The sequence below is a fragment of the Arthrobacter sp. AB6 genome (genome assembly GCF_031844545.1).
Taxonomy (GTDB): Bacteria; Actinomycetota; Actinomycetes; order Actinomycetales; family Micrococcaceae; genus Arthrobacter.
In genome coordinates, this window is record NZ_JAUZVL010000001.1 from 1 (window position 1) to 15,667 (window position 15,667).

Consider the following 15,667-nt stretch of genomic DNA (forward strand, 5'->3'; position numbering starts at 1 on the left):
GGGATTAAACCGACATTAAGTGAGAGAGCGTCGGGGGTGGGTTAGATGTCGGCGAGGAGGGTGGTCGGATTTTCGATCGCGTCCGCCACGAAGCGGAGGAAGCCGGCGGCGGTGCCGCCGTCGCAGACGCGGTGGTCGAACGTGAGGGTCAGCTCGGTGACCTTGCGGACCGCGAGCTCGCCGTCCACCACCCACGGCTTGTCGATGATCCGGCCCACGCCCAGGATGGCCACCTCGGGGTGGTTGATGATCGCCGCGGAGCCGTCCACGCCGAACACGCCGTAGTTGTTGAGCGTGAAGGTGCCGCTGCCGAGCTCCGTGGGGGTCGCCTTGCCCTGTCGTGCGACGTCGGTGAGCCGGCGGATCTCGGCGTCCAGTTCGCGTGCGGTCAGCTTCTCGGCTGCCCGGACGGACGGGACCACCAGGCCGCGGTCGGTCTGGGCGGCGATGCCGAGGTTGACGCCGTCGAACGAGACGATCTCCTGGGAGCCATCGGACGCAGTCTCGATCCGGGTGTTCAGCTCCGGATACTTTTTTAGCCCAGCTGTGACAAATCGTGCGATGAAGGCGAGCAGGCCCGGGACCTGGGACCCGCCGGCCTTGAGCCCTTCGCGAAGCTCCAGCAGGCCAGTGGCGTCCACGTCCACCCAGACTGTCGCCTCGGGGATCTCCGAACGGCTGCGCGCCATGTTGGCGGCGACGGCCTTGCGAACCCCTTTGACCGGCGTGCGGGAAGCGATGGGCAGCCCGGTCCGGGCGTCGACGCCCTCCGGAGCGCCCGCGGTTTCGACAGGCTGAGTCGCGGCAGGCCTGGTTTCAACGGGCTTGGTTTCAACGGGCCTGGTTTGGGCAGGCTCAGCCACCGGGGCATGGATGGCTTTCTCCACATCGCGGCGCATGATCAGCCCGCCCTCGCCGGAGCCGGGGAGCTCGCCGAGGTCCACGCCGTGCTCCCGGGCCATGCGCCGGACCAGCGGCGAAATCACGGCACCGAGCCTGCCGGGAACCCGCGTGCGCAGCAGGGAGAGATCGTCCTCGGCAGGCTTGGCATCGGCAGGCTCAGCCACCGCGACGGATGACTTGGGCGCGCGCGTCCGCCGGGCAACGCCGTGCCCGCCCGGCGTGCCATACCCGATGAGGACGTTGCCGGATCCCGCCTTCTCCTCTTCCCGGTAGGCCTCCGCCTCCGGGTGGGCTTTGGCGGGTTCAGCTACCGGCTCGCCCAGCTCGGTTTCGGCAGGTTCAACCACCGGCCCGGCAGGCTCGGCGGGGGCGGCATCATCCGCGGCAACCCCGGCGACGCCAACGGGCGTCACCGAGATCAGCGGCTTACCGACGTCCAGCGTTTCGCCCGGCTGCCCGTGCAGTTCGGCCACAATCCCGGCGTACGGCGAAGGCACCTCAACGGTGGACTTCGCGGTCTCCACCTCGGCAATGGGCTGGTCAACAGAGATCTCGTCGCCAACGGCAACGTGCCAGGACACCAGCTCGGCCTCGGTGAGGCCCTCGCCCAGGTCCGGCAACAAAAACACACGCGTTTCACTCATGGTCAGTTCTCCCACTGAAGGTCGTCGACGGCGTCGAGGATGCGGTCCACGCCGGGCAGGTAGTACTTCTCAAGCTTGGGCGCCGGGTACGGGATGTCGAACCCGGTCACGCGGCGGATGGGGGCGGCCAGGTGGTGGAAGCAGCGCTCCTGCACCCGGGCCACGATCTCCGAGGACACGGACGCGAATCCGTGGGCTTCGGCGATCACCACGGCCCGGCCGGTCTTCCGAACCGACGCACTGACCGTCTCGTCGTCGAACGGCACAATGGTCCGCACGTCGATGACTTCCAGCGAACGCCCTTCCAGCGCTGCCGCTTCGGCGGCGGCGAGCGCGGTGGGGACGGACGGCCCGTAGGCGATCAGCGTTGCGTCCGTGCCGGGACGGGCGACGGCGGCGCGGCCCTCGGTGGTGCGTCCCGCCGCCGTGCCTTCCGAGTGAAGGCGACGCAACTCGTCCAGGTCCACCAGGTCCTTGGACCAGTAGAGCTTCTTGGGCTCCATGAACATCACGGGATCGTCCGAGTCGATGGCCTCGCGGAGCATCCGGTACCCGTCCGCCACGGTGGCCGGGGTGAACACCTTCAGGCCGGCGGTGTGGGCGTAGTAGGACTCGGAGGAGTCGCAGTGGTGCTCCACTCCCCCGATGCCGCCGCCGTAGGGAACCCGGATTACCATGGGCAGCTTCACGGCACCCTTGGTGCGGTTGTGCATTTTGGCCACGTGGCTGACGATCTGCTCGAACGCCGGGTAGGCGAATGCGTCGAACTGCATCTCGATCACCGGGCGCATCCCGTTGATGGCCATGCCCACGGCCATGCCCACGATGCCGGACTCGGCCAGCGGGGTGTCGAAGCAGCGCTGCTCCCCGAAGGTGGCGGTGAGGCCGTCGGTGATGCGGAAGACCCCGCCGAGCATGCCCACGTCCTCGCCGAACACCAGGACGGACGGGTCTGCGTGCATGGCGTCGGCCAAGGCAGTGTTGAGGGCCTTGGCCATGGTGACCGGCTGCGGGCCGGCGGCTTCCGCGCTGGCTGCGGCGGAGGCGGCTGCCCGTGCGGTTGCAGCAGAAACGTTGCCGTTGGCCTCGGACGAGGTGGTGATGGTGGGGCTCACTTGCCGGCCTCCTGTGCTGCTGAATCCTGAGATGCGGGGTTCTGGGATGATGCTGCGTCGCGGGCGAGCTCGTCGGCGAGCAGGGCGGACTGTTCCTTCAGCTGGGGCGTGGTCGTTTCGAAGACGTGGCGGAAAAGCTCCTGCGGATCCACGGGGACGTCCTCGCTGAGGCCTTCACGCAGCTGCGTGGCCACGGCTTCGGCGTGCCCGGAGATCCGCGCCTCCACGGAGGAGTCCAGCAGGCCGCGGTCCGTCAGGTAGGTGCGCATCCGGTTCACGGGATCCTTGGCCCGCCACACCGCAACCTCGCTGCTTTCGCGGTAGCGGGTGTCGTCGTCGGCGTTGGTGTGGGCCTGCATGCGGTAGGTGTTGGCTTCCACCAGCAGGGGGCCGGAGCCTTCGCGGGCGAGTTTCACGGCGCGGTCCAGGACGGCGAGGAGCGCGACGACGTCGTTCCCGTCCACGCGTTCGCCGGCCATGCCGTAGCCCACGGCCTTGTGCGCGAGCGACGGCGCCACGGACTGGTGCGCCAGCGGCACCGAGATGGCGTACTTGTTGTTCTGGATGAAGAAGACGACGGGCAGGTGGAAGACGGCGGCGAAGTTCAGGGCCTCGTGGAAGTCGCCTTCGCTGGTGGCGCCGTCGCCGCACATGGCCAGCACCACGGTGTCCTCGCCGCGGAGCTTGGCGGCGTGGGCCACGCCCACGGCGTGCAGCAGCTGGGTGGTCAGCGGGGTGCACTGGATGCCCACCTTGTGCTGGAGGGGGTTGAACCCGCTGTGCCAGTCGCCGCGGAAGATGGTCATCACCTGCACGGGGTCCACGCCGCGGGTCATCACGGCCACGGCGTCGCGGTAGGTGGGGAACATCCAGTCGCCGTCGGAGAGGCAGAGGGCCGCGGCCACCTGGCAGGCTTCCTGCCCGTGGCTGGACGGGTACACGGCCATGCGGCCCTGCCGGACCAGTGCGGAGTTCTGGTCATTGACGCGGCGGCCGACGACGAGCTGCTCGTACGCTGCCAGCAGTTCGTCATCGCCGGGCAGGGGGTATTCGTGGCCGGGTTCGGTGCCCTGCTCACTGTCCGGCAGGAGCCGGCCGTCCGGGTCCACCATCTGGATCTGGTGCCGGGCCGGAAGCATGTAGTCCTCGGCACTGATGCCGAACTTCTTGGCCGTTTCCGAGAGGTCATTCCCGGCGGTGGCCCTGCTGTGGTCCGCGGTGGTTTGGTCCGCCGCGGTGTGGTCTGCGGAGATCGTCATTGTTCCGTCCTTCTGTTGCCACTATTCCTTCCCAGTATCCGCCCGGGACAGGTTTCGTATCCAGCACCTCGCAGAATCGTGGAGAAGCTGCGCGATTCCGCCTGTGGCGGGAGACGAATTGCAAGTGTGAGCCAGATTACTGACTGGGTGCGTGGACGAATTGGCAGCAGGGGATGCGAGTGTATGGTGACCACGCTCATTCTTGGACTGCTCACGTGATGGTGAAGCGGTTTTAACTACCCCTTGACCTCGCCTACTCGCGCGGACCACACTCGGAAGGTGCGCAGGGCGCGGAGGGACAGCGCAGCCCCTTCCGCCCCGGAACCGCTGTGGGCAAAGCGGCATTTCACACACAGGGGAATTACAAAGAGTGGGGGGCAGCTGTAATGGACATTGAGAAGTTGTGGGACCGGCTTGAGCCGGAAACGCGGCAGTGGCTGCTGGATAATCCCGGGTGCAGGATCCTTCCCCGGGCCGTGGTGGCCGCAATCACCAAAGCCACGGGAGCTCAGCTGGTACAGGACAGGCACGGTGAAACTGTCCTCTCCCCCAGCGACTGCGATTTCATCCGCACCGCAGCGCACCTGCAGGATGCTCATAGCCACAAGTCTCCGTAGCCGGGCCCTTGGCCGGGTTTTCGCATCCGGCATCCCACTAACTGCAACGATCCTGCCCGATTCTGCCTACACTGGAAGACGAATTGCAGTGTGAGCCGGATTACTGACGGGGGCCGTGGGCAAAGTGGCAGCCAAGGATGCCGGGACGGAACCCGTCCCGCTGGATGAGATCGACCGCAGGATCATCGCCGAGCTGACCCGGGACGGCCGCATGTCCGTCACCCAGGTGGCGGAGAACGTCCATATCTCCCGCGCGCACGCCTACACGCGGATCGGCCGGCTCACCAGCGAGGGGGTGCTGTCCAAGTTCACGGCGCTCGTGGACCCCATCAAGGCGGGGCTCCGCTCATCCGCCTACGTGACCCTGAAGCTGAAGCAGGACGCCTGGCGCGAACTGCGTGACCAGCTAGCCGTGATCCCCGAGGTGCACCACGTGGCCCTGGTGGGCGGCGACTTCGACGTGATCCTCCTGGTCCGCGCGGTGGACAACATCGACCTGCGGCGGGTCATCTTCGACCAACTGCAGTCCATGCCCGGGGTGCTGGATACCCAGACATTTTTGGTGTTTGAGGATCTGGACACGCGGTAATTCCCTAAGAATGGCCGGAGCCGGCCGCGTCCGGGCGCATGGGCGCACCGCTTTCGTGGCGCTACTTGTTCCGGTGCGGTTGCCCCTTGTTCACAAGTCATTGAGCGCCGGCGCACCAGTGCGAGGACTTGAGCCCCTCCGAGTAGTGCCGCCGAAAACCAAGTAGTGCAGCGCTCAGGTGCGTGGATTTTCGGGTACCCGTACGTGTTGTTGCGCCCGGCAGCAGGCGAAAACATGGGGTCATCGATCCACCGAAAGGCACCGGCATGGGGCCGCTCATGGGGGAACGGCTTTCCAACCGCACGCACAAGGAGTCTTTCAATGCGCCCAACGACCAAGAAGAACAAGATCGCCGCTGTTGCAGCGTCAGCAGTGCTGCTGGCAGCCGGCGGCGGCGCCGCCTACGCCTACTGGAGCACCACAGGGTCCGGCAGCGGCTCTGCCGCTGCCTCGGACGGAACTCAGGCGGTCACCATCAACGTGACCGTGGACCCGGACGTCGCCCCCGGTGACCCCCAGACCATCACCTACACCGCTGACAACCCGAACACCAGCAGCACCCCGGTGACTCTGGTGGACCCCGTAGTCACCACCAACGTCGCCGGCTGCCTGCCCGCGTGGTTCGACGCCACAGTACCGGCGGGCACCACCACCGTCCTCGGGGGCGCCTCCCGCACCGCCCTGGGCACCGGACTCCTCACCCTCAACGACGACCCGGCCGTCAACCAGGACGCCTGCAAGGGCGCCACCATCACCGTGACCGTCGACAGCCAGTAGCAAACCTGCGGGCCGGGGACGGGTGGAAACCCCGTCCCCGGTTCGCCGTCATTTGCACCACATGGGAAGGGGCACGGGGTGCACAACCAAGAGGGACAGCCGCGGCAGCGTTTGCGTAAAGCAATGAAGGCGGCACTGATCGGGCTCGCGCTGCTCCTGGCCGGCGCAGGAACACTTTCCGCTGCGCCGCAGAACCCGAAGCCGGGCATCACCGCGCAGGTCTCCCCTGCCAGCCAGTCTGTCCAGCAAGGCCAGGGCGCCGTTTACACTGTGTCCCTCACCTCAACGGGCGGCTTCAGCGGCGCCGTCAGCCTCTCCGTCGCGGGCCTCCCCTCCGGCGCCGCCGGCACGTTCTCGCCCGCTTCGGTGAGGCTGGGCTCCGGGGCCACGGCAACGGCCACCCTCAACGTCACCACCGCGCCGAACGCCCCGGCCGGCACCAGTTCCTTGACCATCAAGGGCACCAGCGGCAAGGTTTCCGGCAGCGTCAGCGCCGGCCTCACCGTTAACTACAGGGTCTCCACGTCCTTCTCAGTGGCCGCCACCCCGGATTCCGTCGCCGTTCCGCCGGGCGCAACCGCGGTGTACACCCTGCAGCTGACGCGGAACGACTTCTCCAGCCCTATCAGCTTCAGCGTCCCCGGCGGACTTCCCGCCGGGGCCACCGCCTCATTCTCGCCCAACCCCGCCACTGGCAACTCCACCACCCTGCAGGTTGCAACCACAGCCGCTTCCCCGAAAGGAAGCTACAGCCTGCACCTGGTGGGCACGGGGAAGGATTCCGCCGGCAGGTCCCAGAACGCCTATGCCAACGTCCAGCTCGTCCTGGACGCCACCATCAAGCAGTTCGTCCTCTCCGGAAATGTCCCAGGATCCCTGTCACCTGGTTCCTCGGCAGGCCTGGACCTGCAGATCAACAACCCCAACAACAAAATGTTGTCCCTGACCAATATCTCGGTCGCCGTCGCCGGAGTCACCCGGAGCGAGGACGCTGCGGCCAGGAACCTGCCCTGCACCGCGGCGGACTTCGCCGTCACGCAGTACAGCGGCCCGTACCCGCTCGCCGTTCCCGCAGGCAGCAGCAGTAGCCTTTCAGGGCTCCGCATACCACCCACGGCATGGCCACAGGTGGCGATGCTTGACACCGCTGCCAACCAGGACGGCTGCAAAGGCGCCGCCCTGCAGCTCACGTACTCAGGATCAGGACAGGGGAACTGAGATGACCACCACCGCAAGGACGGCACCTGCCGGGCGGGGCCTCAAAGCGGCGGCCCTCACCGGAATCATGTTTGCCGCATGCGCCGGAACCGCCTACGCCTTCTGGACCGGCGCCGCCGGCACCGGGTCCGGTTCGGCCGCCGCCGCTACGATGCAGGCCGTGACGGTGGACGCACTCGTGGCCGGGGACGGCCCGCAGGCGACACTTGTCCCGGGCGGTACTGCCGACGTCGTCCTCCGGATCACCAACCCCAATCCGTACGCGGTCCAGGTCTACAGCGTCACCGCCGGCGGCCAGGCCACCGCGGACGCCGCCCACCCCGGGTGCACCACCACCGGGGTCACCTTCACCGGAACCGCCGCGCCGCTGTCCCCGGCAACCTACGTTGCGGCGAACTCTTCTACACTGCTCACCCTTCCCGGAACGGCTGCCATGGACACCACCTCACTCGCGGCCTGCCAGGGCGCCACCTTCCACCTCCCCGTCACGGCGGAGGTGCGCAAATGACCGCCGCCATCCGGAAGAGGCTGCCCGGCCTTCACCGCGCCCCCTCAAAGCGGCCGGCGTGGGTTGCCGCGGCGCTGCTGCTCCTGCTCGGCACGGGCACCGCGGCCTTCGCCTTCTGGGCCTCCTCCACCACCAGCAGCAACGCGGCCGCGGCCGCGGACACGTTATCGCCCGGCGCCCAACCCGCCGTTGCGGCCAACGGCGCGTCCTTGTCCGTCACCTGGGCGGCCGGAACCACGGTCAACGGGCAGGCAGCCACCGGGTATGCCGTCACCAGGTATTCGGCTGCCACCGGCGGAACGGGAACACCGGCCACCGGCGGCTGTGCCGGCACCGTCGCCACGCTCACCTGCACCGAGCAGGATGTCCCCGCCGGCATCTGGTACTACACAGTCACCCCAACCATCGCCCTCTGGACCGGCGCGGAGAGCCCGCGCAGCGACGGCGTCAGCAGCGATGCCATCGCCCCTGCGGCGACCGTTTCGGCGGTATCGCCCGCGCCCAACGCCGCAGGATGGAACAGCACCAGCCCCGTCACCGTGACCATCACGGCCGACGACGGCGCTGCCGGCTCCGGCGTCGCCTCCATTACGTACGCGGTCGACGGCGGCGCGGAGCAGACAGAGAGCGCCGCCACCGCCACCGTTCCGGTCAGCGGCGACGGCACCCACACAATCACTTACTTCGCCACCGACGCGTTGGGCAACTCGGGAGCGGCGCAGAGCTACACGGTGCGGATCGACACCACCGCGCCGGCTGCGCCGGGACTGACCGTCCCAGCCTATGTAAGCTCCGCCAACGCCGCCGCCGTGCCGGTGACAGGCACATCCGAGGCGGGAGCCGAAATCACCCTGACTGCCGGCGATGGTGCGCAATCAGTGACGGTTGCTGCCACCGCCTCCGGCACCGGGTCCTGGTCCGCCAGCCCCGACCTGTCCGGCCTGGCCCAGGGAACAGTCACCTTCACGGCCGCCGCAACGGACGCCGCCGGCAACACGGGCACCATCACGGCCGCCACAAGCACCAAGGACACCGTGGCCCCGGCGCCGGCGCAGGCCCTTGTTGTTCCGGCCTACGTCAACATCGCAAACGCCGCTGCTGTCCCTGTCTCCGGCACCGCTGAAGCAGGCGGGACTGTAACCGTAGCCGCCAGGGACAGCAGCGGCCAGACCGTCACCAACACGGCCACCGCCTCAAGCCCCGGCGGCGGATGGTCCCTGAACCTGGACCTGAGGCCCCTGAACCAGGGAACCGTGACCTACACGGTCACCGTTACAGATCCTGCGGGGAACACAGGCGCTCCCGCCTTTGCGTCAGACGTAAAGGACACCGTGGCGCCGGCCCTGACCATCACAGCCCCGATGTACGTCAACAGCAGCACCGCAACCGGTGCCACCGTCAACGGCACCACCGAGGCTGGCACGGTGGTTACCGTGACCGTCAGGGATTCCATGCTCAACAGCGTGCCGCCCACACAGGCCACGCCCTCCGGCACCTCCTGGTCCGCAACGCTGGACCTGTCCTCACTCAGGGACGGCACCCTGACGTACACGGCATCCACCAGCGACGCAGCCGGCAACAGCACAACGGCTGCCGCTTCCGGCACCACCGGCAAGGACACGGTGGCACCTACAGTTACAGGCGTGGCCCTGGCACACGGCGGCGGTAACCAGGGCCAAGGAAAGGCCGACAAGGGCGACACTGTGACCATCACGTATTCCGAGCCGATGGATCCGGCAAAGTTCTGCCCGGGCTGGAACGGGGCCAGTATTAACGGCACCGCCACGGTGGCCAACGGCTCCAACGCCGCGAACGACACCATCAGCTTCACGGGCAGCACCTGCACCGCCCCGAACATCGGAGCCATTCTCCTGGGCGGGAACTATGTGGGCACGAATGCTGCCGTCTTCGGAGCCAACGGCACCGCATCCACCCTTACGTGGGACTCCACTGCCAGGACCTTGACCATCAAACTGGGCAACGCGCCCAACGGCCAGGGAGCAGTGAACACGTCGGTGGTGGCAGGCACGCCCACGTACACTCCGGCGCCGAACCTCACGGACCTGGCAGGCAACCCGCTCGGAACCGGCAGCTTCACTGCCGCTGCCGCCAGCGGCTTCTAGACGGCGTGCGGCAGCTGGGGTCGCCGGGTGCAGTGGATCCGGCAGGGGACGTGGGCTAAGAGAGGGGTTTTGTAAATGGATATTGCCAAGTTATGGGACCAGCTGGAGCCAGGAACGCGGCAGTGGCTGGTCGACAATCCCGGGTTCAGGATCCTTCCCCGGTCCGTCGCGGCAGCTATGGCGACGGCCACCGGAGTCCGGTTCGAGCAGGACCGGCACGGTGAAACAGCCCTCTCTCCCAGCGACTGTGACTTCATCCGTAAGGCGGCAGAACTGCACGAGGCGCGCGCAGATAAGCTGTCGGGGCCGCGTCACTGAGCGCGAGTGGCCGCACCGCCTTCGCGGGAGCACCTAGTGGCGGGCTTTTGCCTTGATCAGTCCTGAGGCCAGGAGCCCCATACCTGCGAGTGATGCCAGCATGCCGCCCAGTGCCACGGCGTATTCAGTGATAGTCATTTCCGTTGCCCCTCCCCCTGCAGGCCTACCTTGATGGGCCCAAGCTACGCCCGAGTGCTCAGAGGCTGCAGTCCATGCCTGGGGTGCTGGATACCCAGACATTTTTTGTTTGAGGAGCTGGATACGGGGTAGGTCTCAGATGTTGACATATCTATGCTCTCTGGCGGAGATAGTCGATTTCGAGTTCAGTGACCGTGGCCCTGCCATGGAGTGAAATCTGGCCCAAGACCGAACACCCGCGGCTCAGGTCGCCTTTACGCACGGCCCACTCCAATGTCTGGGCCAGGCCTGCCAGACGACGGGCGCCCACCATCGCGGAGGACACCCTCAGGCTGATGACAGCATCAAGGGCTGCATCACAATCCTCATCAGCGAGTGATACAGCCAGCCGGGCCTCCCGCTGATCCCACAACGCCGCGTAGTCCTTCACAAAATTTGTTGCCAGATCGGCTCGCCCCAGCTGGTCTTCCAGATCCTGCAGGACTCCCGTGTCCACTAAGGGCAGGTTCTGACCGTCGCCCGTCCCTTCGGGCCCGGACGGGGGAACTCCACGCCCGTCGGGTTCGTCACCGCCGGACGGCGCTGCTTGCTGTGCTGAAATGACCATGTCTTGAGGCTAAGTCCTGTGGAGCCTCAAAGACCCGTTCTTCGGAGTATCCTGCGCAAACCTTAGTGCAGCCTTGAGCGCACGGACGCAATAGCCGGCGCACCGGAACCCTACGGATCCACCGAGGCCGCTGCCACTGGCTGTATGACCCAGGAGGACCAGTTCAGCGGGTGCACCGACGGCCGGCCAAGCAAGTAGCCCTGGCCGGACGTCAGGCCAGCGTCAATGACCGCTGCCAGCTCGGCCTCAGTTTCGATTCCTTCACCTGCCAGGACCGCCCCGATCTCGCGGGCAAGCCCTATGACGGCGGGCTCATCGTGGTCGCGGCCCGCCACGATTCCGTCAATAAACGTACGGTCAAGCTTGATGATGTCCGGCCGAAGGCTAAGAATCCTATCGGCAGGCATGAAGCCCGGGCCGGAGCCATCCACCGCTAGCCGCAAGCCCTGTTGACGTAGCGGTTCCATCGATTGGATGACGCTGTCCAACCGCGCGTCGTCTGCCCGGCCCCGCAGTTCAATGACGATCTTGTCCATCGCCAAGCCGGAGCCCTGGAGCACGTCTCGAACCCGGGCTTCCGTGCACGCTGCGGGGCTAAGGTTGAATGCGACAAAAAGATGGGAAGGGACCGTTCGAGCCGCGGACACGGCGCACAAGAGCGCCGCCAACTCCAATTCGGTGCCGAGTCCTACGGCTTCGGCTTCCCTGAACCAGGTTTCGGCGTCGGCTCCGTCACTGGTGACGAAGCGCGTGAGCGCTTCAAACCCCACGGTTCTTCCTTCCGGCAACTCGTGTATCGGCTGGAACGCCGTGAGCAACAGCCTGCTGCCCAGGACCGATTTGATCCTCTTGGTCATTCCGGCACCGCGTGATCGCGGCGCATCCGGGAGACCCCCAGGCGTAGCCCGCGAGTCGGGCCCGCTGGGTGCAGGTAGAGTATGCTGCCCGGCTTCCGGCTTGCGCGTCCCGATCAGATGTTCCAGAAACGCTCGTTCAGGATTGTCCGGATGGGCAGCCAGTCGGTCCTGGAGCTGCTGCCTGGCCCATGTCCCGCCGGGATCGGGATCAGACAACACGTCATTGATCAGCTCCAGCACCTGCCCGCGCAGAGTGGTATCTTCCGCCGTCGAAGGCGGCACTGCGGGTCCCCCCGGACCCGGTATGTCCTCTGCACCGATGCCTGCTGGAAACGAAGGCTCGTCCCTTGACATTGGCTATTCCTTTTTGTCCCCAGGCACCGGCTGAGCCCGGCACCGGGTCTTGGCCGCATCACTGAATCAGCACAGCGTGCAACCTCCACCTGAACAAAGAGTACAACCGACCCGCCCGTAAATGCGCTGTTCTTGGGGCAAGAAGTTCAGTCTTTCTAGAGCGCCGATTCCGGGATCCCATCCACGGCGATCTCATTGAGCTTGATCCACATGGCCCTCATGAAGCCTTCGCTGTTCCTGCGGACCACTGCGGACCGCACCCCTCGTCCATCCCATCGCTCCACCAGCACGTCGCCACGAAGGTCGCGGGTGACGAACACATCGTCCGCCACCCACGCCGTGCCGTCCCTGAAGCCAAACATTGCCACCGGTAAAGAAACCCCCGTGCGACGATCTGCCCGCCCGTCGTCCTCGCATCCACCCATGGGCCGAAATTAGCCCTGCATCCTGGCTGGGGCACCAGTAGGCGGTACCTGAGTTTCCCCCGCCGGGTACCTGTAGCACCTATCTCCCTACTTGCCTGCGCGTGCTGCCAAAACCGGTCAATGCGGCGGGCAGTGAGAGGGAAACGTTCTACCGGTACCCGTCCACGATTGCAGCGGCGATCTCCTTGTAGGCACGCCGGGTCTCAGGTTTCAGGACATCGAGGGTGACGAGGTCGCCGTCAGCCACGCCGCGGTCGTGCGGAACCGCGATGAGCTCGCGGCAGATCCCGGCCAGGTGTTCCTCGATGGCGTCCTTGTCCACCCGGGAGGAGACCGCGTCCTTGTCCGTAATAACGACGACGGCGTTCCGGGCCAGCTCCTCGTAGCCGTGGCTGGCCAGCCAGTGAAGGGTGCTGCGGGCACGTTTGGCACCGCTCACTGCATAGCCTGCGGCAATCACCAGGTTGTCCGCAGACTGCAGGATCCCGCTCATGGCGTTGTGCGTCACGCCCGTGCCGCAGTCGGTCAGCGCCACGGAGTAGTAGCTGGAAATGAGTCTGCGGATCCGCAGGTACTCAGCCGCCGTGAGTGAATCTGAGACCTCGGGGTCCTGCTCCCCCGCGATCAGGTGCAGCCGGCCGGCGTGGTGCATGTACCGGGCCAGGGCTGTCAGCGAGTCGATGGAGTCGATGTTTTTCAGGAGGTCCGTGATGGTGCGCGGGCTGGACTGCTGGTAAATTCCCTCACCCAGTGCCCGTTCCACCAGGTCACCGGAGTCGGGGTTCGCATCGATGGCGCAGGGTGCGTCCCCGCGGAATTCGGCAAGCGTCAGGCCCACGCCCACGGTAGTGGAGGTCTTGCCGATGCCGCCCTTGAGGCTGAGCACAGCGGTGTTGTAACTGCCCTGCAGCTGTCGCGAGATGCGGAGGGCCAGTTCGTCCTCCTCGCGCTGCTTGGCACTGGGGCCCAGGTTCCAGGCGCCGCCGGTCATGCTGTAGATCGCTCCGCGGAGGCCGCCTACGGGACGCGGCTTCTGCTCCTTTACGAACAACCCGGGCGAGCTGATGAAGTCCGGCATTGGGCTCTCAGCAATGCTGTCCGCAACGGTAGGCCGGACGCGGCGGAAGGCGGGAGCTTCAGCAGGGGCGGCCGACGGCGGCGGCGGTGCGCCTTCCCCAGCAGCGGCACCAGGGTCGGAGGTGAGGGTATCCTGCACGGCCGTCAGGGCGGCTGCAGGTGGCCGGGTGGGAGCCGGGACGGCAGAGACCGGCTGCGCGGCATCGGCGGCCGCGGCAGCTTCTGCCCACGAGGTCCGGCGTGTCAGCGGCACTCCGGCCTCAGGCGGGCTGGACGGGACGGGCGGTACGGCTGGCATGGTTCCTGTCCGGACATCCGCCGGCCCGCCGTCGGCGCGACGGAGGTCGCGGCGTCGGCGCAGTGGCGGCTGCCCTGCATCTTCTGCATTGGCGCGCGCATTCTGATCCGCCGGATCGGACATGTTTATCCCCCAGGACGTTCGGCAAGAAGTTCAGCAGCACTCTGGTTCAAACTGTAAGTCTACGATGCTTTCGAGTGTCAGCCCGGACTCAGCGGTGGGCCAGTGCGGCGGCAACTACGGCTGCGGTCAATATTAGGAGAACGGCCAGGACAGCGTAGCCCTGCCACCTTGGACGGTTTTTGTGGGGGTTGATGTCAACGTAGGGCATGGCTAGCGGCGGTTTCCTCGGGGCAGCGCTAAGGCGTAGCAGTCCAGCATCATGCAAACCTCCATCGATGGCAGTATTCCCAAGTCAAGCTAGGAAGGACGCTACCCTCGCGACGCGAGAATTGACAAACCTGTCAATCCTCGTTGCTTGGGGCTGCGCCGTTCGTGGAGGACCGATCGCTTGGCGGGTAACTCTCACGCGGCGCCGCTGATGCGGGCTTCCTTCCAGGTCTCCCATTCGCCGGGATGGAGGCTGGGACGGCCCAGGAAGTAACCTTGCGCCGATGTCATCCCCAGCCTGGTAACGGTAGCCAGTTCGGCCAGGGTCTCAATACCTTCTGCCACGATCTGGGCCCCGATTTCCTGGGCAAATGTGACCAGGGCCGCACCGAGCGCGCGCTGGGCATGGTCGCTGTCAAGCCCCGCAACGAGGCTGCGGTCGAGTTTAATGATGTCGGGCCGGAGCCGGAGGATGTGGCGCATTGATGAAAAGCCGGAGCCGGCGTCGTCCACGGCAATCTTCAGGCCCCGGCGCCGCAGGGGTGCCAGCGCGGACAGCAGCGGCGTGTACTCAGCCACTGGCAGCCTTTCTGTCAGCTCCAGAACTATCCGGTGCGCGGCCAGACCGGACCCCTCCAGCAGCACCGGCAATCGGGGATCGAGGCATGTATCGGGTGAGAGGTTCAGCGCCACATAGAGGTGTTCGGGGAGCTTCGCGGTCCTAACCAGGGCAGCCTCCAGGGCCGCAAATTCAAGGTGCCCCGCGAGTCCAACGCTGGCGGCATCGCTGAACCAGTGCTCCGGGCTTCTGCCGTCATCACTGGGGAACCGGGTGAGCGCTTCCACTCCGATCATGTTTCCGGTGCCAAGTTCGTAAATGGGTTGGAAGGCTGTAAGGATCGTTCCGTCCCGGACAGTGCTCTCGATACGTTCCCGGAGGCGCCCTTCGATGAGCGGTTGCACGGCCTGGGCGGACAACGGCCGGCTGGTTCCCTCATAGCGGGGGCGGGCCCCCTTCCCGGCGGGCCTTGCCCTGCCGGATACTTCCATCCACACGGATGTGCCATCGCGGTGGCGGTAGGAAACGCGGACCCCTTTCCAGCCCGAACCGTGATTGCCGCGGGCGTCTGCCACAGCCTGCCGCGCTCCGGCGAGTTCGTCCGGACCGATGACCGTGCTGAGCGGCCTGCCGATCAGTTCGCCAGGTTCATACCCAAGGAGTGCGGTGCTGGCCCCGCTTGAGTAGCTGAAATTCTCCTGGCTGTCCACGGCCCACACCCATTCGCTGCTCGTGTCGGAGACCGTTTCCATGAGGTTGGAAACAGCGCTGCTACGGTCGCGCTCCCGGACCTGGGCACGGACGCCCCGCGCGGCAGTGAACCCGGCAACGAGGATCAACCCTCCGGCAGTTGCGCACGCCAGAACGGGCCCTGCCGATGACTGCGGAAAGCTGTGGGCCAAGGAGCGCCAACCTGCGGCCATGGCCAGGGCAAATGCGGCCTGCACGCTT

Annotated in this window: 15 protein-coding genes; 7 read left to right on the forward strand and 8 right to left on the reverse strand. The window is 66.5% G+C overall.

What is annotated here, in order from left to right:
* Positions 1–41: 41 nt before the first annotated feature.
* Genes Q9R30_RS00005 through Q9R30_RS00015 form a run of 3 tightly spaced genes read right to left on the reverse strand, consistent with a single transcriptional unit; the run spans position 42 to position 3,921 of the window.
* Positions 42–1,547, reverse strand: a complete 1,506-nt coding sequence (locus Q9R30_RS00005) for a dihydrolipoamide acetyltransferase family protein (RefSeq protein ID WP_311216366.1) — start codon at positions 1,545–1,547, stop codon at positions 42–44.
* A 2-nt stretch (positions 1,548–1,549) separates the two neighbouring features.
* Positions 1,550–2,662 (reverse strand): alpha-ketoacid dehydrogenase subunit beta, encoded by a 1,113-nt coding sequence (locus Q9R30_RS00010; RefSeq protein ID WP_311216367.1) that lies wholly within the window; start codon positions 2,660–2,662, stop codon positions 1,550–1,552.
* Complete coding sequence (locus Q9R30_RS00015; protein WP_311216368.1) at positions 2,659–3,921, reverse strand: thiamine pyrophosphate-dependent dehydrogenase E1 component subunit alpha; 1,263 nt, start codon at positions 3,919–3,921, stop codon at positions 2,659–2,661. The genes Q9R30_RS00010 and Q9R30_RS00015 overlap by 4 nt, the downstream gene beginning before the upstream one ends.
* A gap of 386 nt (positions 3,922–4,307) precedes the next feature.
* Here Q9R30_RS00015 and Q9R30_RS00020 point away from each other — a divergent pair, with 386 nt between their 5' ends.
* The 7 genes from Q9R30_RS00020 to Q9R30_RS00050 all read left to right on the forward strand — a co-directional run bounded on the left by Q9R30_RS00020 (position 4,308) and on the right by Q9R30_RS00050 (position 10,071).
* Positions 4,308–4,538 (forward strand): hypothetical protein, encoded by a 231-nt coding sequence (locus Q9R30_RS00020; RefSeq protein ID WP_311216369.1) that lies wholly within the window; start codon positions 4,308–4,310, stop codon positions 4,536–4,538.
* Positions 4,539–4,662: 124 nt separating this feature from the next.
* Positions 4,663–5,127, forward strand: a complete 465-nt coding sequence (locus tag Q9R30_RS00025) for an Lrp/AsnC family transcriptional regulator (RefSeq protein ID WP_311216537.1) — start codon at positions 4,663–4,665, stop codon at positions 5,125–5,127.
* Positions 5,128–5,448: 321 nt separating this feature from the next.
* On the forward strand, positions 5,449–5,904 hold the full coding sequence (locus Q9R30_RS00030) for a hypothetical protein (protein WP_311216370.1): 456 nt from the start codon (positions 5,449–5,451) through the stop codon (positions 5,902–5,904).
* Between the two features lie 123 nt (positions 5,905–6,027).
* The gene (locus tag Q9R30_RS00035) at positions 6,028–7,122 is read left to right on the forward strand and encodes a hypothetical protein (RefSeq protein WP_311216371.1); all 1,095 of its coding nucleotides are present in this window, start codon (positions 6,028–6,030) and stop codon (positions 7,120–7,122) included.
* A 1-nt stretch (position 7,123) separates the two neighbouring features.
* Complete coding sequence (locus Q9R30_RS00040; RefSeq protein WP_104998815.1) at positions 7,124–7,630, forward strand: hypothetical protein; 507 nt, start codon at positions 7,124–7,126, stop codon at positions 7,628–7,630.
* Positions 7,627–9,753 carry an OmpL47-type beta-barrel domain-containing protein gene (locus tag Q9R30_RS00045; protein WP_311216372.1) on the forward strand — a complete coding sequence of 709 codons (2,127 nt, stop codon included), beginning with the start codon at positions 7,627–7,629 and terminating at the stop codon, positions 9,751–9,753. Before Q9R30_RS00040 ends, Q9R30_RS00045 begins: the two co-directional genes overlap by 4 nt.
* Positions 9,754–9,828: 75 nt before the next feature.
* Entirely contained in the window at positions 9,829–10,071 is a 243-nt protein-coding gene (locus Q9R30_RS00050; protein ID WP_311216373.1) for a hypothetical protein, read from the forward strand.
* A 289-nt stretch (positions 10,072–10,360) separates the two neighbouring features.
* On the opposite strand, the gene Q9R30_RS00055 is transcribed toward Q9R30_RS00050, so the two are convergent.
* From Q9R30_RS00055 to Q9R30_RS00075, 5 genes are all read right to left on the reverse strand, one after another.
* Entirely contained in the window at positions 10,361–10,816 is a 456-nt protein-coding gene (locus Q9R30_RS00055) for an Hpt domain-containing protein (RefSeq protein WP_311216374.1), read from the reverse strand.
* A 110-nt stretch (positions 10,817–10,926) separates the two neighbouring features.
* Entirely contained in the window at positions 10,927–11,673 is a 747-nt protein-coding gene (locus Q9R30_RS00060) for an EAL domain-containing protein (RefSeq protein WP_311216375.1), read from the reverse strand.
* Between the two features lie 509 nt (positions 11,674–12,182).
* Positions 12,183–12,395, reverse strand: coding sequence for a hypothetical protein (locus Q9R30_RS00065; RefSeq protein WP_311216376.1), 213 nt, complete (start codon positions 12,393–12,395; stop codon positions 12,183–12,185).
* A 205-nt stretch (positions 12,396–12,600) separates the two neighbouring features.
* Positions 12,601–13,827 (reverse strand): MinD/ParA family protein, encoded by a 1,227-nt coding sequence (locus Q9R30_RS00070; protein WP_311216377.1) that lies wholly within the window; start codon positions 13,825–13,827, stop codon positions 12,601–12,603.
* 525 nt (positions 13,828–14,352) lie between these two features.
* Complete coding sequence (locus tag Q9R30_RS00075; protein ID WP_311216378.1) at positions 14,353–15,663, reverse strand: EAL domain-containing protein; 1,311 nt, start codon at positions 15,661–15,663, stop codon at positions 14,353–14,355.
* Between the last annotated feature and the right edge of the window lie 4 nt (positions 15,664–15,667).

Excerpts from the sequence above, each read along its gene's own strand:
- Q9R30_RS00040 (WP_104998815.1), top strand. The coding sequence starts at position 7,124 with ATGACCACCACCGCAAGGACGGCACCTGCCGGGCGGGGCCTCAAAGCG.
- Q9R30_RS00070 (WP_311216377.1), bottom strand. The coding sequence starts at position 13,827 with ATGCCAGCCGTACCGCCCGTCCCGTCCAGCCCGCCTGAGGCCGGAGTG.
- Q9R30_RS00035 (WP_311216371.1), top strand. The coding sequence starts at position 6,028 with ATGAAGGCGGCACTGATCGGGCTCGCGCTGCTCCTGGCCGGCGCAGGA.
- Q9R30_RS00050 (WP_311216373.1), top strand. The coding sequence starts at position 9,829 with ATGGATATTGCCAAGTTATGGGACCAGCTGGAGCCAGGAACGCGGCAG.
- Q9R30_RS00060 (WP_311216375.1), bottom strand. The coding sequence starts at position 11,673 with ATGACCAAGAGGATCAAATCGGTCCTGGGCAGCAGGCTGTTGCTCACG.
- Q9R30_RS00055 (WP_311216374.1), bottom strand. The coding sequence starts at position 10,816 with ATGGTCATTTCAGCACAGCAAGCAGCGCCGTCCGGCGGTGACGAACCC.
- Q9R30_RS00015 (WP_311216368.1), bottom strand. The coding sequence starts at position 3,921 with ATGACGATCTCCGCAGACCACACCGCGGCGGACCAAACCACCGCGGAC.
- Q9R30_RS00020 (WP_311216369.1), top strand. The coding sequence starts at position 4,308 with ATGGACATTGAGAAGTTGTGGGACCGGCTTGAGCCGGAAACGCGGCAG.
- Q9R30_RS00030 (WP_311216370.1), top strand. The coding sequence starts at position 5,449 with ATGCGCCCAACGACCAAGAAGAACAAGATCGCCGCTGTTGCAGCGTCA.
- Q9R30_RS00005 (WP_311216366.1), bottom strand. The coding sequence starts at position 1,547 with ATGAGTGAAACGCGTGTGTTTTTGTTGCCGGACCTGGGCGAGGGCCTC.
- Q9R30_RS00045 (WP_311216372.1), top strand. The coding sequence starts at position 7,627 with ATGACCGCCGCCATCCGGAAGAGGCTGCCCGGCCTTCACCGCGCCCCC.